Origin of the sequence: Bradyrhizobium sp. S69, from assembly GCF_009766005.1 — a bacterium.
In the GTDB taxonomy this organism is placed as follows: domain Bacteria; phylum Pseudomonadota; class Alphaproteobacteria; order Rhizobiales; family Xanthobacteraceae; genus Bradyrhizobium.
Window position 1 is genome coordinate 192,959 of record NZ_LMUK01000027.1, and the last position, 24,705, is coordinate 217,663.

Annotated in this window: 17 protein-coding genes and 1 pseudogene; 13 read left to right on the forward strand and 5 right to left on the reverse strand. The window is 62.9% G+C overall.

Features of this window, described 5'->3' with window-relative positions:
• The first annotated feature begins 3 nt into the window (after positions 1-3).
• Entirely contained in the window at positions 4-1,221 is a 1,218-nt protein-coding gene (locus GSQ88_RS11405; protein ID WP_159007841.1) for a hypothetical protein, read from the forward strand.
• A gap of 33 nt (positions 1,222-1,254) precedes the next feature.
• Here the strand turns inward: GSQ88_RS11405 and GSQ88_RS11410 are convergent, their stop codons facing one another.
• A complete protein-coding gene (locus tag GSQ88_RS11410) occupies positions 1,255-2,433 on the reverse strand; it encodes an acyltransferase family protein (protein ID WP_159007842.1) in 1,179 nt (392 codons plus the stop codon).
• A gap of 14 nt (positions 2,434-2,447) precedes the next feature.
• On the reverse strand, positions 2,448-3,611 hold the full coding sequence (locus tag GSQ88_RS11415; protein ID WP_159007843.1) for a GNAT family N-acetyltransferase: 1,164 nt from the start codon (positions 3,609-3,611) through the stop codon (positions 2,448-2,450).
• Positions 3,612-4,093: 482 nt separating this feature from the next.
• Between GSQ88_RS11415 and GSQ88_RS36160 the strand changes: the two are divergent.
• The 3 genes and pseudogenes from GSQ88_RS36160 to GSQ88_RS11425 form a co-directional block, all read left to right on the forward strand.
• A pseudogene (locus tag GSQ88_RS36160) lies at positions 4,094-4,732 on the forward strand (glycosyltransferase); the annotation flags it as partial.
• 78 nt (positions 4,733-4,810) lie between these two features.
• Positions 4,811-5,017: a hypothetical protein gene (locus GSQ88_RS35595; protein ID WP_246735231.1), complete on the forward strand. Its 207-nt coding sequence runs from the start codon at positions 4,811-4,813 to the stop codon at positions 5,015-5,017.
• Positions 5,018-5,055: 38 nt separating this feature from the next.
• Positions 5,056-6,045: a glycosyltransferase family 2 protein gene (locus tag GSQ88_RS11425; protein ID WP_502706718.1), complete on the forward strand. Its 990-nt coding sequence runs from the start codon at positions 5,056-5,058 to the stop codon at positions 6,043-6,045.
• Here GSQ88_RS11425 and GSQ88_RS11430 read toward each other — a convergent pair.
• A complete protein-coding gene (locus GSQ88_RS11430; RefSeq protein WP_159007846.1) occupies positions 5,984-7,297 on the reverse strand; it encodes an O-antigen ligase family protein in 1,314 nt (437 codons plus the stop codon). The two genes, GSQ88_RS11425 and GSQ88_RS11430, sit on opposite strands and share 62 nt — an antisense overlap.
• Before the next feature lie 631 nt (positions 7,298-7,928).
• Between GSQ88_RS11430 and GSQ88_RS11435 the strand changes: the two genes are divergently transcribed.
• From GSQ88_RS11435 to GSQ88_RS11455, 5 genes are all read left to right on the forward strand, one after another.
• Positions 7,929-10,235 (forward strand): exopolysaccharide transport family protein, encoded by a 2,307-nt coding sequence (locus GSQ88_RS11435; protein ID WP_159007847.1) that lies wholly within the window; start codon positions 7,929-7,931, stop codon positions 10,233-10,235.
• On the forward strand, positions 10,228-11,052 hold the full coding sequence (locus GSQ88_RS11440; RefSeq protein ID WP_159007848.1) for a WecB/TagA/CpsF family glycosyltransferase: 825 nt from the start codon (positions 10,228-10,230) through the stop codon (positions 11,050-11,052). Before GSQ88_RS11435 ends, GSQ88_RS11440 begins: the two co-directional genes overlap by 8 nt.
• 37 nt (positions 11,053-11,089) lie before the next feature.
• Entirely contained in the window at positions 11,090-12,124 is a 1,035-nt protein-coding gene (gene galE / locus GSQ88_RS11445; RefSeq protein WP_159007849.1) for a UDP-glucose 4-epimerase GalE, read from the forward strand.
• Between the two features lie 132 nt (positions 12,125-12,256).
• A complete protein-coding gene (locus tag GSQ88_RS11450; protein ID WP_246735232.1) occupies positions 12,257-12,730 on the forward strand; it encodes a cupin domain-containing protein in 474 nt (157 codons plus the stop codon).
• 118 nt (positions 12,731-12,848) lie between these two features.
• Complete coding sequence (locus tag GSQ88_RS11455) at positions 12,849-13,142, forward strand: hypothetical protein (RefSeq protein WP_159007850.1); 294 nt, start codon at positions 12,849-12,851, stop codon at positions 13,140-13,142.
• Between the two features lie 9 nt (positions 13,143-13,151).
• Here the strand turns inward: GSQ88_RS11455 and GSQ88_RS11460 are convergent, their stop codons facing one another.
• A complete protein-coding gene (locus tag GSQ88_RS11460; RefSeq protein WP_159007851.1) occupies positions 13,152-16,172 on the reverse strand; it encodes a bifunctional diguanylate cyclase/phosphodiesterase in 3,021 nt (1,006 codons plus the stop codon).
• Positions 16,173-16,577: 405 nt separating this feature from the next.
• Between GSQ88_RS11460 and GSQ88_RS11465 the strand changes: the two genes are divergently transcribed.
• The 3 genes from GSQ88_RS11465 to GSQ88_RS11475 are packed head-to-tail and all read left to right on the forward strand — an operon-like array spanning position 16,578 to position 19,836.
• A complete protein-coding gene (locus tag GSQ88_RS11465; protein WP_159007852.1) occupies positions 16,578-17,630 on the forward strand; it encodes an Ldh family oxidoreductase in 1,053 nt (350 codons plus the stop codon).
• Between the two features lie 28 nt (positions 17,631-17,658).
• Positions 17,659-19,026, forward strand: a complete 1,368-nt coding sequence (locus tag GSQ88_RS11470) for an LLM class flavin-dependent oxidoreductase (protein WP_159007853.1) — start codon at positions 17,659-17,661, stop codon at positions 19,024-19,026.
• A 12-nt stretch (positions 19,027-19,038) separates the two neighbouring features.
• A complete protein-coding gene (locus tag GSQ88_RS11475) occupies positions 19,039-19,836 on the forward strand; it encodes a fumarylacetoacetate hydrolase family protein (protein WP_159007854.1) in 798 nt (265 codons plus the stop codon).
• Positions 19,837-20,167: 331 nt separating this feature from the next.
• Here GSQ88_RS11475 and GSQ88_RS11480 read toward each other — a convergent pair whose 3' ends face one another.
• The gene (locus GSQ88_RS11480) at positions 20,168-20,647 is read right to left on the reverse strand and encodes an Lrp/AsnC family transcriptional regulator (RefSeq protein WP_159007855.1); all 480 of its coding nucleotides are present in this window, start codon (positions 20,645-20,647) and stop codon (positions 20,168-20,170) included.
• 151 nt (positions 20,648-20,798) lie between these two features.
• Between GSQ88_RS11480 and GSQ88_RS11485 the strand changes: the two genes are divergently transcribed.
• Positions 20,799-24,221 (forward strand): indolepyruvate ferredoxin oxidoreductase family protein, encoded by a 3,423-nt coding sequence (locus GSQ88_RS11485; protein WP_159007856.1) that lies wholly within the window; start codon positions 20,799-20,801, stop codon positions 24,219-24,221.
• Positions 24,222-24,705: the final 484 nt, after the last annotated feature.

Sequence of the window (24,705 nt, forward strand, 5' to 3'; positions counted from 1 at the left end):
ATCATGACCATGCAGTCCGCGCCGAAAAGCACAGACGTCGCCACCGACCTGCAACATATCGTCTGCCGGACCAACCATGTCGTGCTGTCGGACTTCACTGAGGCGCGGCGCGAACCCACGCGTCCGATAGAATTCCGTCCTGAAAATTTCGAACGCCAATTCGACTCCACCACGCTCATTTATGATGCCGTCGAGATCGAAGACCGGCAGGTCGTGCTGTTCGCGCCTCCCTTCTTCAATCTCACCGAAGCGCTGTCGAAAACCTGCTTCTTCCAGGGATCGGAACGCCGCGAGCCGGAGATCCGGCATTTGGACCGGCACGCCCAGATCTGGCTGAAGGCTTCATCCGACGGCGGCATCCGTGCCGTCGGACCGCTCGGCGATGTCGCGCTGGCGGTTTCGCCAAATCGCCTCGACATGTTCAGGAGGCGCCGCGTCGTCTTCACGATGTCGAAGGACAACCCGATCGAGTGGATCGTCGATTGGGTGAAATTCAATCGCGACGTCCATGGCGCCGACGCGGTTCTGATCTACGACAACGCATCGACCGCTTATAGCAGCTCCGCGCTGAGCGCGGCGCTGCGCGCGGTGCCGGGCATCGAACGCTCCGTCGTGGTCGAGTGGCCCTTTAAATACGGCCCCCAGGGCGCCAACAGCCGGCAACATTGGGATTCCGACTTTTGCCAGCTCGGCGCTTGGGAACATGCGCGGTGGTGCTTCCTGCGCCAGGCGCGAAGCGTGATGAACGCCGACATCGACGAACTGGTGTTGTCGAGATCAGGCCAATCGGCGTTCGAAGCGGCCGAGCAATCCCATTCGGGATTTGTCCGCTATCGCGGCCGCTGGATCATCGGGGTGGACGACGGCAAAGCGAGCGAAACCGCCGAGCGGCTGCCGCGGCATCGCGACTTCAACGTCCTGATGCCGCCCAACACCCAATTCTCCTGGTGGCGCGGCCGTCGCGACAGCAATGTATGCGCGCCGAAATGGACGGTCGTGCCGGCCAAATGCCCGCGGCGCGCGCAATGGCTGGTCCACTCGATATCGCCCTGGCTGCCGTCGTACCTGCCTTGCAGCCGAAACTTCTCGTTCGGCCACTTCCGGGAAATCGGCAGCAACTGGAAATATCAGCGCACCAGCCGGGTGCCGTTCGATCCGTCGATTCATCGGACGAACGCGTTGCTGCAAACGACGTTCCAGCGCGTGAACTGGCAAGCCTGATCGGCCGCCGCAAGAACCTTCGCTGCGACCGCCTTACGCGGCCTCGGGCTGTTCCCGCTTGTCTCTCTTGGGCATCGCCGCACGGAACCAGTCCTGGCCGGGCTTCTCGATCCAGCGATAGCTAATGCTCGCCACGACGACGAGAACGGCGAGATAAAGTGCGGTGACCAATAGCGGCATCAGATGACCGCCCAAGACGATCAGCTTGCCGGCCTCGCCGCCCAGCGCGGAGCTCGCATCCGTGGTCGTCAAGGTCCTGTGCGTGATCTTCTCGATGATCGAGACCGGCCGATCGACGAGATTGAAGATGATAAAGGCCTGCCACATGTAAATCGAATAGGAGATCCGGCCCAGCCATTCGTTGCCGCGGTTGGTCATCAGCCTGGAGACCGGCCCGGCTTCGTAGGCGAAGACGAGCACCACGACGGCAAACACCAGCGGCGCGAAAAACGAATATCCGCCGCGTCCGGCGACCGAGACAAAGCCCACGGTTGCGATCAGCACGGCGACCTCGACCAGCGGACTATCGAAGATATCGCGCGGACAGACCTGCCACAGCCGATAGACGAAATGCCCGATCAAGAAGCCGCAGATGCAGCGGAAGATCCCGAGATCGAAGGTGACATCCATGCCGCGTTCGGAATAGCGCAAGAGAACGGTGGCACTGCCGATCAGCAGGATCGCGAGCAGGCCTTCGGCCGCAAAACGCACGCGCGCGAGCCTGGTCTCGGCGACATGCAGCGTCGCCGCAAAGATCATGTAGGTCCAGAATTCGGCGGCAATGCTCCAGCTCGGCGGATTCCACGTCAAATGATCCTGGATCCCCATCGCCTGCGCAAAAGCAAGATGCATGAAAACCGCGCTCGGCGCGGTCGAGCCCGAGAACGGCGGCGCGTAGAAGTTGGCGCCGCGAGCCGCCATCAATGCCTTGCCGCTTTCGGCGACCACAAAGGCGAGCAGCACGACGGCATGCAGCGGCCACAGCCGGCCGAATCGCCGCAGTGCGAAAGCGCCGACGCCGTCAAGCGTCGCCATGCGATCGCCGTAGCTGTGGGTGATCACGAAACCGCTCAGTACAAAGAAAAAGTCGACGAAGAGGTAAGCGTTGCGAATGAAGTCCAGCGAATAGATCGCGCTCAGGACGTTCAGATGGAATATCGCGACCAGCAACGCGGCGACGCCGCGCCAGGAATCCAACACATGAAAGCGCATTTTGACCTCTTCAGTCAGATGTCTTCGTCACGCGACAGCTTGCCCAGCGCACGGCCGACCCTTTCCGCCAGCCAGGGATAACGCCGCAATCGTTGCGCGGAATGGTCGCGCAACGCATAGGGCATGCCGCGCCAGCCGAGCGCGATGCTAACATCCGTCAGCGGCAGCGGCACCGCGCCGAACCGGCGCTTGAAGGCATAGTTGCCGACACTCAGGTCGAAGGTCCGGACGCCGTCCTGGTGCAGGGCGGCCATGGTTCGCTCGACAATGAGACGGCTCGGCGAACAATGCGACCAGCGCCGTCCCGCGTTGCTGATCCGAAGAAAGACGAACGTCTTTTGCCGCCTGATGCCGAGCACGGTCGCCACCGTTGCTTCATCGCACTTCAAAGACGAGACGACCGCAAAGCCTTCCTCGATACCATTGGCGATCAGGTCGCGATAAAATTTCGCGCGGGCGCCCTCGTTCAAGTTGAAGGGAAGGCCAAGGCATTGCATGCGCGCATGCTGCTGGGTATCCATCAGGTCGAGCAATTTCAGCGCTGCATCGGCCTTGTCGATGATTTCAAACTCGGCGCCCGGATAGCGGTTGAATACGCGCCAGCTTCGCGGCAGTTGCATTTTCTTGATCGAAGTGCGGTAGGTCTCGAAATCATCCTCGGTCTCGACGAGATTTCCATTCAACGAACAGGAACCCAGGCGTCCGAGCCAGACAAATGGATTTGGCCTGCCGCCGACAAAGGCCGGCATTTTCTGCATCCGAAGCAAATCAGCGCCTTCGGGCAATCTGCGCAGTGCCGCGATCAATGCCTGGCATAGCGCACGCGCACCCGCCTCATCGCCTGGCGCATCGAGGCCGAGCAACGGCGCATTGTAATCGGTGAGGTCAAGATCGGCGAATTCGACCAGGCGAACGCCACCTTGCACGCGGTGAATCAGCGGCACCAGCGCGATCTCGCGATGGGTCGAGGCGTCGTAGATCATCGCAATCAGCGGAGAGACCGAATTGAACGCGCCATACCAGGCGGCGAACCACTGCTTGTGCTGGAAACTCGTGCCCGGAATGTCGCTACTCCAGCGCGACGCCGCCACCGCCCAGTCGCGAACCAGTTCGACGCGAAACGCGGAGGCACCCGATAGTGCCCGCGTGTTCAGCCCGCCAACTTCCAACACAGCCATCAGCCAACTTCCAATCGCCTGTTTCAAACCGATCGCCCTCACGGGCTTGCAGCCTGAAGACTTTATTCCGCGTTGGCGCAGCATTCTGCCGGCGACAACAGCATAGCTCGGGCAGAGTCCCGATATGAAACGGTGGACGTGGTCCTCGCCGTCTATCCGGTAACATTTGGCAATATAGATGCCAGAGACCTCAAAGCCGCTTACCAAAAACTAACCATCCGGAAACTATGGCTAACGTCGGCGCGGTCGACCCATATTCATTAACCGTGATGGGCGTGCAGCCCGCAACGGCGATTGTTTCGGGATATCAAAACAGCGCCTACGGCACCGCAAACTTCGTTCAGCCATGTTAATTCAAAGTGTAGCTGGAGCATGGACCGTAGCTCGCCGCTGGCACGGACATTGCTGAACTGTTTCAAACCGCGTTCACGGGTGTTCCGCTCCGGCACATCTCGACGCTTGCGCGACAGAAGCAGGTAGCTATGTGGGTCAACGTCGTTATCCCGGTCAAAAACGGCGCCCGATTCATTGCGGAAGCCGTTGCAAGCGCGCTGGGCCAGGCCCACGTCAAACGGGTGATCGTCGTCGACGATGGGTCGACCGATGGCTCGGCTGAGATTGCGGCTGGCATCGCCGACCAACGGGTGACCTTGATCCAGGGCGACGGCCGAGGCGTCTCCGCCGCCCGCAATCTCGGGTTCGCGGAAGTCGAACGCCAGATGCCCGCGGAGGGGCGTGAATATAGCTGGGTGATTTTTCTCGATGCCGACGATCGCCTGGTTCCCGGTGCGACCGACAGGCTTCTCGAAGACGTTCCGGCCGATTGCGTCGCGGTCTACGGAGATTATGACAGGATCGACGCGGGTGGACGCCGCATCGGGCGACGCAGCCTGTTGCGTCGGCGGCGCAAGCCGAGCGGCGAAATCCTGCGCGATCTGCTCGCCGGCAATTTCATCGTCAACGGCGGCGTCATGCTGATCCGGCACGCGCAATTCCTGCGCGCCGGCGGTTTCGATGAGACGCTTCGCTATTGCGAGGATTGGCACCTGTTCTGTCGTCTTGCGGCGCAGGGACCCATTGCCTGGCGTGCGCGGACGAAAGTTCTGGAATATCGCGTCCATCACAACAGCGCGATGATGAGCGGCGGGGTCAATTTCAACCATTATCGAGCCGCCGTCGGACGCATATTCACCGATCCGATGATCACAGGCAAAGTCGGCGATGCCGACCTCGTCCGGTTGCGGCGCAAGGCCGAGCAGCATCTGCGGACCTATCTGGCCTGCCAGGCGGTCCGCGCCCGCGCCTACGGCCGCGCCGTGAAAGAGACGACCAAGGCGATCGCCCTGCTGCCGTCGCGGACACCAAGGACGCTCGCGCGCGCATTGGGCGCGCTGGCCGGGCTCTGATGCCTGTGTCGAAATCAAACGGAATAGATGTGAGCGACATGACAAGTCCTGAAGCGGTGGTCTGCATCCCGACCTTCCGGCGGCCGGCGGGCCTGAAGAGAACCCTGCAATCGCTCGCCGCCCAAACCGGAACGGAGCGCTTTGCCGTCGTTGTCGTCGAGAACGACGCGCAGCGGCTCGAGGGCAAACAGGTCGCGGAGGCGGTTTTTTCTTCGGGGGTGCTTTCCGGCCTCCAGGTCATCGAACGAACGCAAGGCAATTGCAGCGCGATCAATACGGCGTTTCGGACCGCGACGGAGAGTTTTCCGACGGCTGAGTTCTTCTTGATGATCGATGACGACGAAGAAGCGTCGCCGACATGGCTTGCGGGAATGATCGAAACCGCGCGCTCAAGCGGCGCGGACCTGGTCGGCGGCCCGGTGGACCGCCGCTTTGAAGGCGATGCGTCGCCAAGTCTGCAAAAGCATCCGCTGTTCCATTCGACCATCACCAGATCGGGCGAGGTTGCCTCGCTGCACGGCACGGGCAATTGCCTGATCCGCCGCAGGGTGCTCGAAGCACTGGGCGAGCCTCTGCTTGACCCCCGGTTCAATTTTCTCGGCGGCGGCGACATGGACTTCTTCACGCGCTGTCGCCTTGCCGGATTCAAGTCGCACTGGAACGAGGACGCCAGGGTGCACGAGACCGTACCGGCCCAACGCATGAAGGCCAGATGGGTATTTAACAGGTCGATCGCCACCGGCGTGATCAACTACACGATCGACCAGAAGCGCTATCACGGACCCTTGGGCGGCGCGGCGCTAGTGCTGAAGAATCTGATTTCGCTCGGAATTGCGCCGTTTCGCGCGGCGAGAGCGCTATTGGCGACCGGACACTGGCTCCCGGCGTCGCATCCGCTTGGCCTGTCGATCGGCCGCAACCTGGCCGCGCTGGGGCTTGCACCCACGCCCTATAAAGCAGCCAATGTCACGCCGCTGTTCGAAATCGTGCCAGATAATGCAGGCCGAACACGGCCAGCAGAAAGGTGAACCAGATCGGGTCATCGCGATCGAAGAAGAAGCTCTCCAGCGACGACAGATAGATTCCGAACAGCCAGATCCGCAACAGCATCATCAGCAGCGGTCCATCGTTGCCACCGGTCTCGGCGGCCTGGAAATTCCGCAGTGGCGCGATGACCAGGATGGCGATCACCAGCGCCAATCCCGGCAATCCCATCGTCAACGTCGAGTCGAGATAGCCGTTATGGCTGTGCGCCGCCGTCGCCGCCCATTCCATGCCCTCAGGCAGGTTCTTGACCGATTCGCTGCCCCAGAACGCGGCAAAACCGTATCCGGTCCATGGCCGCATCGCGGCCGCCTGCAATCCGAAGGTCCAGATATCGGTGCGGCCGGTGAAACTCGTATCCACCGGCAACAACTTTGAGACTTCAGCGAGTTGGTCGCTGACAACCGAGCCGATAGTCAAAAGATTGAGCAGCACCAGCGGGCTCAGCGTGATCATCACGCGCAGCCAGAAGGGCCGAATGACCGTGGTCAGCGAGGTTAGCCCCACCACGCCGAGACCGAGCGCGAACGAGCTCTTGCCGCCGGAATTCAGGATGAACAACGATGCCAGCGCGACGATCGCCGTGCCCGCAAGCCACGCGCCGGAGCGCGCCACATAGATGCCGATAAACAGCACCATGACCATGACGGCCGCCGCCATGTTCTTGTGCCCGAACGAACCACGCCAGTCGCCGGCCAGCGCCGGCTCCTGCGCATCGGTCGCCAGATGCATCGAGAGGTTCGGCGCCAGGATCAGGCCGAGGTAACAGGTCGCCAGCAACGCCAGCGCCGCGATCGCGAACCAGCGCATCAATTCGTGCGGGGTTTTCGGCAACAACATCAGTGTCGCCGCCACCGTGATGACGGCGACCGACAAGACGAAACGCCTGATCGACGCCCCCGGATCGAGCGACAATATTACGGTGATGACAACCCAGCCGCCAAACAGCATATAGCCGCGTGACAGCAGGCTCGTTAGCCCGGGGATGTTGTCCCGTACGACCAGCGACGTCGTGAGAATGGCGAGGCAGCCGAACGCCGCGTAAGTGTAGGTTTCGTTGCCATTGGTGAGGTCGCTGAGCAGCACGTTGCCGAGATCGGTGAACGGATGCAGCGACACCCAGACCAGCAACAGCGCCGCGACGAAGGCGCCGCCGCGCACCAGATCCATCACCGGTTGACGGCGCAACCCATGGAGAATGGCGCGGGCTTCAGAGCTGTTGGAGAATTGGCTCAAGACGGCGCAGCCAGCGCGCCCGACAGGGCGGCAAGGACGAAGGAAGCTGATGCGGGGCGGAGGTCAGAGCCTTCCATTTGCTTCGCCTCAATCCGCGACGCCAGTTTACCGGGCCGCGCACCGGCGCGACGTCGATCCAAACCCTAATACAGGGCGCATTAACCAAGTCTGAATCAAATCGGCACGGTTTGGCATGGGGTATCTGCCTCGGCACCGAAGTTGCTGTGTTCCCTAGCTATGAGACCGATGCGCGATGCAACAACTTCCCCGGGACCTGCGCTGGACGCTGCAAGCGGCGAATTGGCACGCATTTCGCGCGGGTTGACCGCAATGGCCCAGGGAGGTGTCCGCGCCGCGGTCCTGATGCACCCCATCCGTGGGACAGTGGCCGGGACGCTAAATCCCATTTTTGGACAGGGCCGGTTTGAGCACCGTTTTGGAGCCTGCCGAGGTATCGCCATGCCAGGGCGTTTAAACGCTTTTTTTTCCTTTTCGGTGAATAGTCCCACAATGAGTATGGTTAATTTTTCCTGTTGCGTTTGTTCCGCGCCGAAACCGCGTGCGCCTGGCGTAACGAGAAAAGTAGCCCCTCAGCCGACGCGTACGGCGGTTCGAACGGAAGCTGGGGCCCATGCTTGCTTATGATCAACCGATAAGCGAAGCGCGATCCGGCGGCGCACAGCCGGCGCTGCGAACTCCTGCGGGCTTCAGCGTGCTGGAACTCGGCCGTCTGCTGTGGCGGCGGCGGATCGCTATCGTCGGCGCCGCCCTGATCGGCGCGTGTGCCGCGGTCGCGATCGGCAAGGGCCTGTCGCCAAAATATCTGGCGACGGCGCAGCTTTATGTCGACCCTCGGGAACTGCAACTGGTCGATCGCGAACTGACGCCACGCTCCCAGGATGTTTCGGGCCTCTCGATGGTGGTTGAAAGCCAGGCGCGCCTGATCACCTCGAACAATGTCTTGCTGCAGGTGATCCACAATACCAATCTCGACAGGGATCCCGAATTCGGTGGTGTCTCCAAGAACATTTTTGGCGTGTTGCTCGGGTTGTTTGGACTGGAAATCCCGGTCGCCGACCCAACCAAGGTCGAGCAGATGTCGGCGCTCGACGCGCTGAACCGCCATGTCGCCGTCAAGAAGACCGACCGCAGCTTCATCGTCGACATCGACGTCTGGTCGCGCGATCCCGCGAAAGCGGCGATGATCGCCAACGCGCTGGCGCAGACCTATCTGACGGAATCGCGGAACTCGCAGGCCACCGCGGCACGACGCGCCACGACCGATCTGTCCGGCCGCCTGATGGAATTGAAGGACCGGCTGCGCAAGGCGGAAAATGCGCTCGCGATCTACAAGGCGCAGAACAACTTCGTCGGTACCCAGGACACGCTGATCAGCGATCAGCAGCTTTCCGCCAGCAATCAGCGGCTTGCCGCGGCGCGGGCAGCGACGCTCGACGCGCAAGCCAAATACGACCAGATCGTCGCCAGCCGCCGCGCAGCGACAGACAACGGCGCCATTCCCGAGGCGTTGCAGTCGCCGACCATCGCCAATCTGCGCTCGCAATATGCCGAAGCGCGCAAGCGCTATGCGGAACTCGCCGGCGAACTCGGACCGCTGCACCCCTCGCTGCGCCAAATGGAGAAGCAGGTCGAGGATCTGCGCCGTACCGTCAACGAGGAAGTCGATCGCTATGCCACATCGGCGAACAACGATCTGACGCGCGCCCGCGACTACGAAGCCTCCTTGAACAAGGCGCTCGACGTGCAAAAAGACCAAAGCGTCCAGATGAGCCAGGCCGCGGTGCGGCTTCGCGAACTTGAACGCGACGTCGAAGCCAGCCGCGACGTCTATCAGGCGTTTCTCAAGCGCTCGCGCGAAACCGAGGAACAGGAAAGCCTCAACACCTCGAGCGCGCGCATCATCGGCGAGGCCACCGTGCCGCAACGCCGCTCGTTCCCGCCGGCGATGAGCCTGCTTGCGATGGTCGGCTTCATGTTCGGCGCGTTGGCAGCCGCCGCATGGGCCGTGATCGCCGGCCAATTGTCGGCCGAGACCGAATCAAGTCCCGCCCAGTCCGCAACAAGGCCCGTGGCGTCACCGCCCAAGCCTTCGTCAGAGAAGCCTTCGTCGGAGAAGCCGCCGTCGGCGCCGTCACCACGGCCGCAGGTCGCGCCCGCATCGATCGAAAAACCGCTGATCGCGCGTTTGCAGGAATCCGACGTGGTGCGAACGCTGGGCGGAATCCTGGCGAGCGGCGGAATTCCCGACGTGACGCGGATGGGTTGGCCGACGCTGCGCGCGGGCTTCCCGCTGACGACCTTCCTCAACACGATGCGCGATGTGCGCGCGCCGCTGGCGCAGCGCTCGCCGGCGAACGCGACCCCCGTGATGGCCGTGATCGGCACGGGTGCCGCCAAGGACCGCAGCATCGCGGCGCTGAACATCGCGCTCGCGGCCGCGCGCGACGGCGCCAAGGTGCTTTTGATCGATGCCGATCACGCCGCGCATGCGCTTTCGAGCAAATTGAACCGGCCCGGCACGAGCGAGGCCAGCCGCATCAATTGGCTCAGCGTCGGTACCAAGGCTTCCCGCACGATCGAGACCACAAACGGAATTTCGGTGCTGCCGGCGATCACGGCGTCCGACGCGAAGTCGAGCGAAGCCGTTCAAAAGGTGATCGCGCAGGCGCGCGCTGCTGGCGGCTACGATCTGGTGATCCTCGATGGACCCGCGATGCCGTGGAGCGCCGCGGATGGCAAGCTGTTCGACGTCGCGGCCGGCCTGGTCGCGATACTGCCGGCGAGCCTCGATATCAACGACAGTATGGAAAAAATCATCACGGCGCTCGGCGGCGCGCAACGCAAGCTGGTCGGCGTCGTCGTCAACGAGCTTCAACCTGCGACCGTCGAACGTCAGCGAGACAAACAATATGCTTGAGCGTCGTACAAATCCCGTCGGCAGGGCCGCCACCGCGAGCGTGCCTCGAATCTCGTTGGGTGGGCTGCGGCTCGCCGTCATCGATATCGAGCAGACCGCGAATTTCATGATCGACGTGGTTTTCCCGGTTCGCCGGATCAACCGCCCGCTGTATCTGACGTCCGCCAACGGCGAAGTCCTGGCGCGTTGCTCGACCGAGCCGAAGACCGATCAATTGTTCCGCACCGCCGATCTGATCAATGCCGACGGCCAGCCGCTGGTCACCGTGTCGCGATTCCGCTCGTCGACGCCGCTGCCGGAGCGCGTCGCGACCACCGACCTGTTCGAGGTCGTCGCGCGCAAGGCCGCCGAGACCGGGCTGACGTTCTACATGTTCGGCGCCGATGAAGCAGAAAATGCCGCGGCCGTCGCCAATGTCCAGGAGATGTTCCCCGATCTGCGGATCGTCGGACGCTGCCACGGCTACCTCAAGGGAGATGCGCTTCGCAGCAAGGTCGACGAGATCAACGCGCTGGCGCCGGATTATCTGTGGGTCGCGCTCGGCGTGCCCTATGAGCAGGCCTTCGTCGACGAATTCACGTCGCGGTTGTCGAATGTCGGCGTCATCAAGACCTCGGGCGGGCTGTTCAACTTCCTGTCAGGCAGCCGCGCCCGCGCCCCGAAATGGATGCAGGCCGTCGGCCTCGAATGGGCCTGGCGTATCTGGCTGGAGCCGCGCCGGCTGCTCTGGCGCTATCTGACCACCAACCCGCGTGCACTGTATCTGCTGTTCAACAAGAGCAAGCCTTCGCGCCCGCAGCGGGCGTTGCGCGGCTGAACGGAATACTGCCAGGAATACTGTCAGGACTACTGTCATGAACGATCGTCCGTGTATTCTGGTCACCGGTGGCGCGGGCTACATCGGCTCGCATTGCTGCCGGGCGCTGACGGCAGCCGGGTATCATCCGGTCGTCTACGACAATTTCTCGACCGGACACCGCAGTTTCGTCACCGGATCGCTTGTCACAGGCGATGTCGCGGACAGGTCGATGCTCGATCGCGCTTTCGCACAACATCGGATTGTCGCGGTCATGCACTTCGCGGCGTCCAGCCAGGTCGGCGAATCCGTCTCCGATCCGCAAAAATACTACCTCAACAATGTCGCCTGCACGCTGTCGCTGCTGGAGGCCATGCGCGATGCCGGGTGCCATCGCCTGGTGTTTTCCTCGACCGGCGCGGTCTATGGCAATGCCGACAGCAAGGCGCTGCCGGAGAGCTATGCCTGTGCGCCGATCAATCCTTACGGCGCCACGAAATTCATGATCGAGCGGATTCTCGCGGATTATCGCTCCGCCTACGGGCTGGGCTCGTTCTGCTTGCGCTATTTCAATGCCAGCGGCGCCGACGCCTCGGGCGAGATCGGCGAACTGCGCGATCACGAAACCCATCTCATTCCCCGCGCCATGATGGCGCTGCAGGGTCATGTTGCCGATTTCGCGCTGTTCGGTAACGATTACGCGACCCCCGACGGCACCGCGATTCGCGACTACATTCATGTCACCGACCTCGCCACGGCGCATGTTCTCGCGCTCAAACTGCTGATGCAGGGGCATCTCGGCGGCGCCTTCAATCTCGGCAGCGGCGCCGGCTTTTCGGTGCGGCAGATCCTCTCCGCCATCGCAACAGAGACCGGCCGCGAGGTGCCCCATGTCGTCAAGCCGCGCCGGCCGGGCGATCCGACCTATCTGGTCGCCGATACCTCCGCAGCCCTCAAGACCCTGAGATTCAAGCCCACCCATTCGGATCTCGCGACCATCATCCGCACCGCCTGGGCGTGGCATCGCAAGGCCCATCCGCTGCGGGCGGCCGAGCCCTTTGCAGCCGACAACGCGCTGTCGCCGGCCGCCTGAGCCGCTGCCAAGCCAAAACCGCAAAGACGCATGCAACCGCATGGCTTGCCCGGCATGAACGGGACCGGCTAGCATGGCTCCATAAGAAAAAAGCCGACTGGGTTCAGCCGGCAACATTCAAGGGAGGCAACCATGAAGCCCATCAGCCGGTTTTGGCGATTTCTTTTGCTGCCGCTGTCTTTCGCCGGCATGCTGAGCATCAGTTCCGCCGCCGAACTCAATCCTGCCGCCGTGATCTACAAATTGCCGGACCAGATTCCGTGGGGTCCGGTCAATGCGGCCGGCGCGCAGGCCGCGGTTGTGGTGGGCGATCCAAATAAGCCTGGATTCTACGCCGTCTACACCAAATGGACCAAAGGCAGCCATTTCAGCCACCCGCATTTTCACCCCAACGACCGTTACATCGTCGTCTTGCAGGGCACGTGGTGGGTAGGCTCCGGCACCAAATTCGATCCCGAACACGGCTCTACCCCGATGCCGGTCGGCAGCTTCGTCACGCATTTCGGCAAACAGGTGCATTGGGACGGCGCCAAGGACGAAGACGCCGTGTTGCTGATCATGGGCGAAGGGCCGGCCACGGCGACCGAAGTCGAAGAAGCCAAATAGGTCATGGGACCCCCGCCCGGCCAGAACTGTCGGCCGGCTGACGCGATGGCGGCGGCGCGCGCAATCCGCATTGCGCCGCCATTTCAACTCCGCGTATGCTGGACGTCCGGAGGCCGCGATGCATCAACCTGCGAATTTGTCGTTCGAGCGCGTCGTGCATGAATTCGCCCGATGGCGCGCCGTCCCGGAACAACAGAGATCGCCGGCGCCGGCGTGGTGGTGGGGCCCCGCGTTCGAGGCGCTCGGCCTGCGGCAGCCGATGCCGGCCACCTGGTCCGCGGCCCTGGGGTTGCCGGACGGCTCAACGATCGCGACCGGCGCGGAGCTTTTGCTCGCATCGCTCGCCGACCAGACGCTGCTGCCGTGGACGGGTGACTTTCCGTTCAACGCAAGGCAGTTCAATGCGTCGTAACGCCGGTTTCTAATGCACCGTCTGCCGCGTGGCCTTGCGCGGTCTCAACTGCCCGGCGGACGGCACTTCGATATCGCCTGTTGACGACGGCTGCAGCGGCGGCGATGCCAACTGGGGCGCAGGCCGTAGCAGATCCGCCAATGCTTCGGCCGCAAGCGGCCGGCTGAACAGAAAACCCTGCATCTCGTCGCAGCCGTGCGCCCGAAGGAACGTCTCCTGGGCTACGGTCTCCACCCCTTCGGCGACGATCGTCATGCCTAGCGCCTGGCCCATGCTGATGATGGCCTGCGCAATCGCCCGGTCCTCGGTGTCGTCAGGGAGATCACGGACGAACGACCTGTCGATCTTGAGAGTGTCGATCGGAAATTGCTTCATCAGCGACATCGACGAATAGCCGGTTCCGAAATCGTCGATCGCGATGCGAATGCCGCGGCTACGGATGGCGTCGAGCACCCTGATGGCGCGCGGGACGTCGCGCATCATCATGCTCTCGGTCACCTCGATCTGCAGCAGCACCGGAGACATGCCGCTGGAAGCCAGGGCTTCGTCGATATCCTGCAGTAAATTCTCATCGATGAATTGTCGTGGCGACAGATTGACCGCCATCGACACCGGTCGCAAGCCACGGCGTTGCCACATCATGTTTTGCGCGCAGGCTTCCTGCAGCGCCCAGCGTCCGATCGGAACGATCAAGCCGGTCTCTTCGGCGAGCGGAATGAATTGGCCCGGCGGCAGCATGCCGTGTTCGGCATGGGTCCAGCGCAACAGCGCCTCGACGCCGGTAATCTGTCCCGTCGCCAAATCCACCTTAGGCTGGTAGTGCAGCGAAAATTCGTCGCGTGCGAGCGCCTGGCGCAGGCAGTTTTCCAGGGTCAGACGCTCGATCGACTGCATCTTCACTTCCTGGGTGAAGAAACGGAAATTATTCTTGCCGTCCTCCTTGGCGAGGTACATCGCCATGTCGGCATTCTTGGTCAGCGTGTGGACATCCGACCCATGCTCGGGAAACATCGCAATCCCGATGCTGGCGGTGGCGTGGCATTCATGGCCGCTCAATCGAACGGGCTGGCTGACCGCCGCCAGCACCTTGCGGGTGACGCTCTCGATGTCACACCGCTCGGCGGAGTGTTCAAGGATCACGACGAACTCGTCGCCGCCCAGCCGCGCCACGATATCGCCCGAACCGAGATTCAGACGCAGCCGGCTGGCGATTTCCGCCAGCAAGGCGTCGCCGGCTTCATGCCCCAGCGAATCGTTGATGATCTTGAAGCGATCGAGATCGATGAACAGCAACGCAAATTGCAGCTGGCGCCGCCACGCCTCGGCCATCGCGGAATGCAGCAGCCGGTTGAACATATCGCGATTGGGCAGCCCGGTCAGGCTGTCATGCGCTGCCAGATATTCGATCCGTTCGTCCGCCCTGGTTTTTTCTTCCGCACGGTCGAAATTATCGAGGGCGAAGGCGATATTGTCGGCGATCCGTTGCAGCAGATCCACCGAGCCCGGCGTGAAGGCGCCCTTTTCGGCAGCGCAGAACAAGAGAATGCCGATCGGCTCCGCGCGATTGAACAACGGAAACGCCGCGACCGCGCTTGCCCCATCGTTGCGGATCGACTCGTGAAACACGGCGCCGCGCGGATCCGCCAGATAATCGTTGCTGATGCAGGGTTTGCCGGTGCGGAACGCGATGCCGCTGATGCCACGCCCCTCGGGGTAATCCTCCCTAATCGACAGCCTGGCCCGCCTTGAGCCTGCCGCCATGGGACCCGACGCGGCGGCGATCGCAAGAAAGTCGTCGCCGGCCTGGACAAGGCCGATGCTGGTCGAGGTGAACTTGCCGCCATGCGCCGCGGCTTCGCACACCAGTTCGAACAGCTCCGAGCGGGACTTCGCCCGCATGATCGCCTCATTGGTCGCACTCAGCGCCGCGAACATCCTTGTCAGGCGCTCCTTTTGCTCCTCGATCCGGGCTTTTTCATCCGCGCGATCGAAATTGCCGAGCGCAAACGAAATGTTTTCCGCCAAGCGCTGCAACAGCCCGATCAATTCGGGACTGAACGCGTTGAGTTCGCTGGAGAGAAACACCATGACGCCGATCGAACAGCCGTCCTTCAGCAAGGGAAACGCCGCACCCGAGTGAGTGCCGCCATCCCTGACGATCTGGTAGAAATGTCCGTTGCGGCCGAACTCCGTTAAATAGTCGTTGCTGATGCGAGGCCGTCGCGTGCGGAACGCATCGCCGGAGATGCCCTGCCCTTCGGGGCGCGCGGCATCGGCCGATATTCGTACGGCTTTTGCCTGCTCTTGATCGGGTCCGGCCACCGCGACAGTTTCAAGGAACTCATGATCCGGCTTTTGCAACGCGATGATCGTCGACGTGAAATTGCCGCCGACCACGGCCGCTTCGCAGACCAGATCGAACAGTTCGGCGCGCGAGCTCGCCCGCACGATGGCTTCGTTGGTCGCACTCAGCGCTGCGAACATTCGCGACAGCCGCGCCCGCGCCGCCTCGTGATCGAAATTGTCGAGCGCATATGAAATATTCGCCGACATCCGTTCGAGCAGGGACACGATCTGGCCGTCCAGCGAACCGGGTTCGCGCATGGTCACCATCAAGACGCCAACGCTGCAGCCATTGCAGGTTAGCGGCAACGCCGCCGCGGCACCGACAGCGCCGTCACACATTCCCTGCCGCCAGGCCAGCGATCTTGCATCGTTCATATAGTCGTTGCTGACGCAGAGCTTGCGGTCACGAAACGCCTGTCCGCAGACCCCCGATCCCTCGGGCGTGTCGGCGAGGATCGAAATATCGATCTGCCGCAACCGCTTGATGTCCTCGCCAAAGCCATTGGCAAACCGCAGCATGTTGGTGCCGGTTTCCAGCAAAAACACCGCCGTTGCGAGAAAGTCGCCGCTGGAAAACGCGGCCTCGCAAACCTGCGCGTACAGTTCGCCAGGTGACTTCGCATAGAGGATCGCTTCGTTGGTTGCGTTCAACGCCGCAAACGTTCGCGTGATATTCGTCCTCACCGACCTGCTCCCTCGAGGCTCTGTTTGCCGGTCCCGGGGGTATTTATGGGTATCGGAGGCCTAAATGGCCGTTAAAGCCGGCCTGAGTTCCAATTCAGAGTAAACGTACCGCCAATAAAGCCCGCCAAAAGCCCGGTAGTCCCGTGGTTCTACGGGCATCCGCCGCTTGAAACTGCCGCGGGCTGACCGGACCTCGCCGCAGGCCGAAAGGCATGGCACCAGTGCCAATTCATTCCCGCCCAATGGAATCTGACGCGCGCGACTGTGTTTGGGGGCACCGGCCATTCGATTTTTGCCGGTTGCTTCGGAGCCATCGCTTTGAGACCATGATGCCGTAACAACAACAAGCAACAAGACTTCAAAGCAAGATCCGCGTGCAGCGCGGGCGTCGAACGAGGAAATCCCATGCCCATTGTCCAGGCTGACCGCCTCACGCGCATTGGTGCAGCACTTCTAAGGGCTGCCGGCGCCTCCGACGAGGAAGCCGGCGCCGTGGCCACCGGCTGCGTCAACGCCAATCTCGCGGGCCACGACTCCCACGGCATCATCGCGGTCCCGACCTATATCGACCGGATCAAGGCCGGCCACATCGTTCCCGGCGCGAAATGGACCGTCGTGCAGGAATCGCCGACCACGACGGTGATCGACGGCCACTGGGGCTTCGGCTTCCACGTCAATGCCCAGGCGATGGCCATGACGATCGAGAAGGCGAAGACCGCCAATGTCGCGGCCTGTACCGTGTTCCGGCAGAGCCATGTCGGACGGCTCGCCGCCTATCCGATGATGGCGATGCGCGCGGGCATGATCGGGATCGCCGCCGCCGATTCCGGCCGTTCGCCCAAACACGTCGCGCCGTTCGGCGGCCGCGAGGCGCGGCTCGGCACCAATCCGATTTCGATCGCGGTCCCCTCCGACCTTGAGGCCCCGTTTTATCTCGATATGGCCACCTCGGCGGTGGCGGCCGGCAAGATCCAGCTTGCGGTCGCGCGCGGCGAAGCCATCCCCGAGGGCTGGATCATCGACAAGGACGGACGGCACAGCACCGACCCTAAGGATTACCGCAAGGGCGGCGCCTTGCTGCCGCTTGGCGGCAGCGAGGGCTACAAGGGCAGCGGCCTCGCCGCAATGGTGGAAATCCTGTGCGGGCTGCTCACCGGCCTCGGGTTTGGCGTCGAGCCGACCGGTCGGCACAATGACGGCTGCTTCATGGCGGTGTTCAATGTCGCCGCATTCCGTCCGCTGAAGGATTTCGAGAAGGAGGTCGGCGAGTTCGCGCGCTATCTCAAATCGACACCGCCATCCGAGGGATCGCCCGGCGTGTTCTATCCCGGCGAAGTCGAATACATCCGCGAGCAGAAACGCAAGGCCGAAGGCATCGAGATCGAGGACGCGACCTGGGACAGGCTGCGTGCCTTGGCCGGCGAGTACAAACTCGCCGCCGAACTCGATCTCGCCTAACAAGAGCCACGCCAACAAGGAGAGCAGCATGACACGGCAAATGGCGATGGTCGGATTCCTGCAAGCGCAGAACTGCACCAACCTGCCGAGTTCGTGGCGCCATCCGGAATCGCGCGACGATTCGATGTCGGCGGACTATTACCAGGAAATCGCCCGAATCCTGGAGGCCGGGAAATTCCACATGGCGTTCTTCGACGACCGGCTGGCGATGCCGGACCGCTACGGCAACGACCATGCCCACACCGTCGAATACGGCATCCGCTGCGTGAAGATGGATCCGATCGTGGTGCTGACCACGATGGGCATGGTCACCGAGAAGCTCGGGCTGGCATCGACCTGCTCGACCACCTATTACGAGCCGTTCGACGTGGCGAGACGTTTCGCCACGCTCGATTTGATGAGCAACGGCCGCGCCGCCTGGAACGTCGTCACCTCCGTCAACGACGGCGAAGCCCACAATATGGGGCGCGAACAGCATCTCGAGCATGACCACCGTTATGACCGCGCCGACGAGTTCATGGAAGTCGTGCTCGGTCACTGGGATTCCTGGGAAGACGGTTCGCTGATCATCGACAAGAAGAGCGGGCGGTTCGCCGATCCGACCAAGGTGAAGCGGCTCGACCACAACGGCGCGTTCTTCAAGTCGCGCGGGCCGTTCACGGTACCGCGTTCGAGCCAGGGCCATCCCGTCGTGATCCAGGCCGGCGCCAGCGGTCGCGGCCAGCGTTTTGCGGGGCGATGGGGCGAAGTGATCTTTACCGCGGCCCGTAATCTCGCCAATGCCAAACAAGGCTATGATGCCATCAAGAGCGAAGCGGCCAAGGCCGGACGCGATCCCGAGCAGATGTTGCTGTGCAATCTGATCACGCCGGTGTGCGGCGCCACCAAGGCCGAGGCCGAGGACAAGATGGCGCTGATCGGCAAATTGCCGCTCGAAATCGACGCGCTGTCGCTGCTGGCGGAAGGGCTGAACTTCGACTTCGGCGCCAAGGGCATCGACGAGCCGCTCACCACGGAGGAATTGCAGGGCATGCAGGGCATGCTCGGGATCCGCGATGGCGTGCTGAAGACGTCGGGCAAGGCCAACCCGAGCACGCGCGATTTCATCACCTTCTCCGGCCGCGGCCAGACCCAGGACGCGATGGTGGGCGGCCCGAAGGAAATCGCCGACCGGCTCGAGGAGATGTTCGTCAATCGTGGCTGCGACGGCTTTGTGATCGCGGCCACCTACGTGCCGGGCTCCTATGCCGACTTCGTCCGCCACATCGTGCCGGAATTGCAGCGGCGCGGCCTGTTCCATACCGACTATACCGGCAAGACGCTGCGCGAGAATCTCGGCCTGCGGCGCCCTGCCGCCGGCGCATGGAAAACCACGCCGCGCGCCGCGGCCGAATAATAGGGATGACAGATGCGTTGGCTCAAATTCACCGCCGCCGGACACACTGCGGGACAAGCTTCTTGGGGCCTCGTCGAGGCCGACAAGGTCATCACCGTCAGCGGCGACCCGTTCGGCGAGTGGCAACGCACGGCGCAGACCCACGCGCTGAAGGACGTCAAGATCGAGCTGCCGCTGGTGCCGCGCACGTTCTATTGCGTCGGCCTCAACTATCTCAAGCATCTCAAGGAAGCCGCCGACAAGGCCGGCACGGTCCCCAACATCCCTGACAGACCCGAGATCGGTTATCGCGCGCAAAATGCGCTGATCGCGCACGACGAGGATGTCGTGATCCCGGCCAACGCCACCGAGAAGATTCATTACGAGGGCGAACTCGTGGTCGTGATCGGCAAGAAGGCAAGGCACCTTTCCGAAGCGGACGCGATGTCGTGCGTGTTCGGCTACACCATCGGCAACGATGTCAGCGAGCGCAGCTGGCAGAAGGCCGATCGTGGGCTTTGGCGCGCCAAGAACGCCGACACCTTCAAGCCGATGGGTCCGTGGATCGAGACCGATGTCGATCTCGACAGCATGGAAACCGCCATCAGGGTCAACGGCAAGCAGACCGGCCGCTTCCACACCAACGATATGATCTTCGGCATCAAGCCGTTCATCGTCGAACTGACCAAATATTTTACGCTGTGGCCGGGCGATGTGATCTGGATGGGGACCGATGGCGCCTCGCCCGACCTGCGGGCGGGCGACGTCGTCGAGATCGACATCACCGGCATCGGCACCCTGCGCAACAGGTTCGTCGCGGAGCAGCGATAGAGCGGGATGATTATTGATTGAATCGGCCGCGATTTCCCTTCACCTACCCGCCCAACTCGGGTCTACCCGAGTTGGGCATTATATCGATCGAAGTCGGATATATCCGACTTCGATTGGGAGAGGTCGGCGCCAACGGGTCGCGCGAATGCGCGCCCGATGACAAGCTCCGCGCCGGGTGAGGGGTTAGGGCCTCTCGTTTGGCATACGAGCCCTCACCCGATTTGCACCGGACGATGCTTCGCATCGCCGGGAGCAAATCGACCTCTCCCCGCCGGGGAGAGGTGAAGGGAAGCAGCCCCGGCTCAATCTCATCTCATCGTGCGCTAGACGCCTACCCCGTTCGCGCCCGCTTCGACTTGAACGGCAGTGCCACGCCGGTCTTGATCTCCTTCAGGATCATGTTGGTGCGAACGGTTCGGATGCCGGGCAGGCGGAACATGAAGTCATCGAGGAACTGGTTATAGGCCTGCATGTCGCGCACCACGACGCGCAGATGATAATCGGCATCGCCGGTGGTGGCGAAACATTCCAGCACCTCGGCGCGCCGCGTCACTTGCGATACGAACTCGTCGACGAATTTGGCATCGTGACGCTCCAGCGAGACATGCAGGATCGCCGAGGTCGCAAAGCCGGCGCGCTCGCGCTCCACCAGCGCTGAGTAGCCGCGGATGACACCGGATTCCTCCAGGCCACGAACCCTGCGCCAGCACGCCGAGGTCGACATGCCGACCGCTTCGGCGAGTTGCTGATTGGTGGCCCGGCCATCCCGTTGCAGCGTCGCGAGAATCCGTTCGTCCTGCTCCTCAACCATGAAATCCTCGTAGATCGGTAGATATTGCCAATAGTACACAGTAGCCGAAATATTCTACCATTTCTCTGCCTCTCAGGAAATGAATAGGTAAGACCTACCGGACGACAGGCCCTACCGTGGATCGCGCAACATGATGCAGCGGGATCGGCCAATGGACGACACTCCAGCCCTCGACGCCTACCAGCTTTCCGACCGCTACGACCGCGAGCGCGGCCGGGTGTTCCTGACCGGCACGCAGGCGATCGTCCGCATCGCGCTCGACCAATCGAAGCGAGACCGCGCCGCGAAGCTCGATACCGCCGGCTTCATCTCCGGCTATCGCGGCTCTCCCCTCGGCGGCATCGATGTCGAGCTGTGGCGCATCCAGGAGCGGTTGAAGACGGAGCGGATCGAATTCCTGCCCGCCGTCAACGAAGACCTCGCGGCGACCGCCGTGCTGGGCTCGCAGCAGGTCGAGACCCAGGCGGGACGCACGGTGCAGGGTGTGTTCGGTCTCTGGTACGGCAAGGGGCCGGGTGTCGACCGCTCCGGCGACGCCTTGAAGCACGGCAACGCCTATGGCTCTTCGCCGCATGGCGGCGTGCTGGTGGTCGCCGGCGACGACCATGGCTGCGTCTCCTCGTCGATGCCGCACCAGTCCGACGTCGCCTTCATGAGCTGGTTCATGCCGACGCTGCATCCGGCCAGCGTCGGCGAATATCTCGCATTCGGCGAATATGGCTATGCGCTCAGTCGATTCTCCGGAATGTGGGTCGGCTTCAAGGCGATCTCCGAGATCGTGGAATCCGGCGCCTCGGTCGAATTGCAGCCGCCGCGGAATTTTGCAGTGCCGGACTTCACCCCGCCGCCGGGCGGCCTGCATTATCGCTGGCCCGATTTGCCAGGCCCGCAGATCGAGGAGCGGCTGGAGGCCAAGAAACACGCCGTCTACGCCTTCGCCAAGGCCAATCCGATCGATCGCCGGATCTACGACGTCGCGCAGGCCACCTACGGCATCGTCACCACCGGCAAGGCCCATCTCGACCTGATGGAAGCATTGCGGTTGATCGGCCTCGATGAATCGAGTTGCCGCCGTCTCGGCATCGACATCTACAAGGTCGGCATGGTGTGGCCGCTGGCGCTGCACGACGCCATGGCGTTCGTCAAAGGCAAGCGCGAAATCCTGGTGGTGGAAGAAAAGCGCGGCATCATCGAAAGCCAGTTCAAGGAATATTTCTACGACTATCCGGGCTCCAAGCCGGAGCGGATGGTCGGCAAACACGACGAAAGCGGCGCGCGGCTGATTTCGTGGACCGGCGAATTGTCGCCGCGCGGGCTGGCCTTCGTGCTGGCGCGGCGGCTCGATCCGATGTTTCCGGGACTTGCGCTCGGCGCCCGTGCGGCCGCGCTGAACCCGGACCTCCAGCGCATGATCACGGTCGCGGGTGCAACGCGCACGCCGTATTTCTGCTCGGGCTGCCCGCACAACAGCTCGACCAAAGTACCCGAAGGCTCGAAGGCGCTGGCCGGGATCGGCTGTCATTTCATGGCAAGCTGGATGGACCGCGAGACCTCGTCGCTGATCCAGATGGGCGGCGAAGGCGTCAACTGGGTGGCATCGTCGAAATTCACCGGCGGCAAGCATATCTTCCAGAACCTCGGCGAAGGCACCTACTACCATTCCGGTTCGATGGCGATCCGGCAGGCGATCGCGGCCGGCACCAACATCACCTACAAGATCCTGTTCAACGATGCGGTCGCGATGACCGGCGGCCAGCCGGTCGACGGACCGGTCAGCGTCCACGCCATCGCCCACAGCGTTCGCGCCGAAGGCGTCGCGCGCATCGCGCTGGTGTCGGACGATGCGTCCCAATTCGAGGCCGCCGACTTTCCCGGCGGCGTCACCCTCCATCCGCGCGAAGATCTCGACGCCGTGCAAAGGGAGCTGCGCGATGTCTCCGGCGTCTCGGTGCTGATTTATCAGCAGACCTGCGCGACCGAGAAGCGCCGCCGGCGCAAGCGCGGCGAGATCGCCGATCCACCGCGCTTCGCCTATATCAACGATCTCGTCTGTGAAGGTTGCGGCGATTGCTCGGTCGAATCGAATTGTCTCAGTGTCGAGCCAAAGGAAACGCCGTTCGGCCGCAAGCGCCGGATCAATCTTTCGACCTGCAACAAGGATTTTTCCTGCGTCAACGGCTTCTGTCCGAGTTTTGTCACGATCGAGGGCGGCAAGCGCCGGGCGAAAGCCGCAAGCGTGATCGATCCGCAGGCGCGCGCCGACACGCTGCCGACACCTGCCCTCGCGCCGCTCAGCCGCCCCTATGATCTCCTGGTGACCGGCGTCGGCGGCACCGGCGTCATTACCGTCGGTGCGCTCATCAGCATGGCGGCCCATCTCGAGGGACGCGGCACATCTGTGCTGGACTTCACGGGATTCGCGCAGAAATTCGGCCCGGTGCTGAGCTATCTGCGGATCGCATCGACCCCTGAGCAATTGTATCAGGTTCGCATCGATCAAGGCGCGGCCGACGCGCTGATCGGCTGCGACCTCGTCGTCAGTTCCTCGCCCAAGGCCTCCGGCGCCTACCGCGCCGGTATGCGCGCGGTGATCAACACCGCGGAAATGCCGACCGGCGACGTCGTGCGCTTCCGCGACGCCGATCTCGCGGTCGACGAGCGGCTGCGGGCCATCGGGCGCGTCATTGGCGACGATCATCTTGCGACGATCAACGCCAATGTGCTTGCCGAGCAGCTGCTGGGCGATAGCGTCTACGCCAATGTCATCATGCTCGGCTTTGCCTGGCAGCAAGGCCTGCTGCCGCTGTCGCTGCAAGCGCTGTGGCGCGCGATCGAACTCAACGGCGTCACCGTCGACCGCAACAAGCAGGCGTTCGCGTGGGGCCGGATCGCGGCCGCCGATCCCGATTTCCTGCCGCGTTCCACCGGCACGCCAGCCAAGGAGACCGAGACGCTCGACCAGGTGATCGCCCGTCGCGTGGCCTTCCTCGAGGCCTACCAGAACAGGGCCTATGCCGCGCGTTACGAGGCTGTGGTCGCGCGGGTGCGCAGCGCTGAGGCCGCGTTGGGAACTCAAGCCCTGACGGAGGCCGTGGCGCGGGCGCTGTTCAAGCTGATGGCCTACAAGGACGAGTACGAGGTGGCGCGCCTGCACATGGCAAGCGGCTTTCTCGACGAATTGCAGCGCGAATTCGAAGGCAACTTCTCCATCAACTACCATCTGGCGCCGCCGTTGCTGCCGGCCGGGCTCGACGCCCGCGGCCGCCCGCGCAAGCGCAGCTTCGGGCCGTGGATCCAGCGACCGCTCAAGATATTGGCGCGACTGAAAGTGCTGCGCGGCACGCCGCTCGATCCGTTCGGCTACACCGCCGAGCGGCGCGCCGAGCGCGGGCTGATCGGCTGGTATGAAGCGCAAATCGATCACCTGCTGGGCAAGCTCGATGCGAAGCGTTTGCCCGAGTTGCTGAAGATCGCGCGCGCGCCGCTCGACATCCGCGGCTACGGCCCGGTGAAGGAAGCCGCGATGCGCAAGGTGCAGGCCGAAGTGGCGCAACTCGCAGCGCGGCTGGCGTGAGCGGCGCGCGGTGCCGAGACGATTTAGCGGGCGGTGTTTTGCCCAGCTTCGCAATTTACGATCGGTTCCACCGCCGTCGTCCCGGCGAAGGCCGGGACCCATAGCCCCTGGCCTTGATGAATGCAGAAGGCATTTGCTTCATTGCCTAAACGTGAGTCCTCGCCGTATGGGTCCCGGCGCAAGGCCGGGACGACGGCTGGATATAAATCCGCATTCCCGCGACACGATGCGCCCGAGTTTTGCAAATTCATTCGCCCTCAAAAAACAGAGAGGGCGCAGGGAAGACCGGGTGCGCGCTGCACCCGCGGTCTCGTGTGCAAAAGTAGCGAACAAAAACACACACGAGCATACAGGTTCAGCGGAAACACTCCGGCCTTCCCTGCGCAATGGCTTTACGGCTTATTCCGTGCTCTCCCCGGCGAGACCTGGCTTGCTTGTCACCGTCGTTCCCGAGAGGCGTGAGCTTCCTAGGAACTTGACACCT

What these genes read in the sequence shown, in the direction of transcription:
- galE (WP_159007849.1), top strand. Translation starts at nt 11,090, where the DNA reads ATGAACGATCGTCCGTGTATTCTGGTCACCGGTGGCGCGGGCTACATC.
- GSQ88_RS11475 (WP_159007854.1), top strand. Translation starts at nt 19,039, where the DNA reads ATGCGTTGGCTCAAATTCACCGCCGCCGGACACACTGCGGGACAAGCT.
- GSQ88_RS35595 (WP_246735231.1), top strand. Translation starts at nt 4,811, where the DNA reads ATGATCACAGGCAAAGTCGGCGATGCCGACCTCGTCCGGTTGCGGCGC.
- GSQ88_RS11450 (WP_246735232.1), top strand. Translation starts at nt 12,257, where the DNA reads ATGAAGCCCATCAGCCGGTTTTGGCGATTTCTTTTGCTGCCGCTGTCT.
- GSQ88_RS11480 (WP_159007855.1), bottom strand. Translation starts at nt 20,647, where the DNA reads ATGGTTGAGGAGCAGGACGAACGGATTCTCGCGACGCTGCAACGGGAT.
- GSQ88_RS11425 (WP_502706718.1), top strand. Translation starts at nt 5,056, where the DNA reads ATGACAAGTCCTGAAGCGGTGGTCTGCATCCCGACCTTCCGGCGGCCG.
- GSQ88_RS11440 (WP_159007848.1), top strand. Translation starts at nt 10,228, where the DNA reads ATGCTTGAGCGTCGTACAAATCCCGTCGGCAGGGCCGCCACCGCGAGC.
- GSQ88_RS11415 (WP_159007843.1), bottom strand. Translation starts at nt 3,611, where the DNA reads ATGGCTGTGTTGGAAGTTGGCGGGCTGAACACGCGGGCACTATCGGGT.
- GSQ88_RS11470 (WP_159007853.1), top strand. Translation starts at nt 17,659, where the DNA reads ATGACACGGCAAATGGCGATGGTCGGATTCCTGCAAGCGCAGAACTGC.
- GSQ88_RS11410 (WP_159007842.1), bottom strand. Translation starts at nt 2,433, where the DNA reads ATGCGCTTTCATGTGTTGGATTCCTGGCGCGGCGTCGCCGCGTTGCTG.
- GSQ88_RS11455 (WP_159007850.1), top strand. Translation starts at nt 12,849, where the DNA reads ATGCATCAACCTGCGAATTTGTCGTTCGAGCGCGTCGTGCATGAATTC.
- GSQ88_RS11485 (WP_159007856.1), top strand. Translation starts at nt 20,799, where the DNA reads ATGGACGACACTCCAGCCCTCGACGCCTACCAGCTTTCCGACCGCTAC.
- GSQ88_RS11465 (WP_159007852.1), top strand. Translation starts at nt 16,578, where the DNA reads ATGCCCATTGTCCAGGCTGACCGCCTCACGCGCATTGGTGCAGCACTT.
- GSQ88_RS11435 (WP_159007847.1), top strand. Translation starts at nt 7,929, where the DNA reads ATGCTTGCTTATGATCAACCGATAAGCGAAGCGCGATCCGGCGGCGCA.
- GSQ88_RS11405 (WP_159007841.1), top strand. Translation starts at nt 4, where the DNA reads ATGACCATGCAGTCCGCGCCGAAAAGCACAGACGTCGCCACCGACCTG.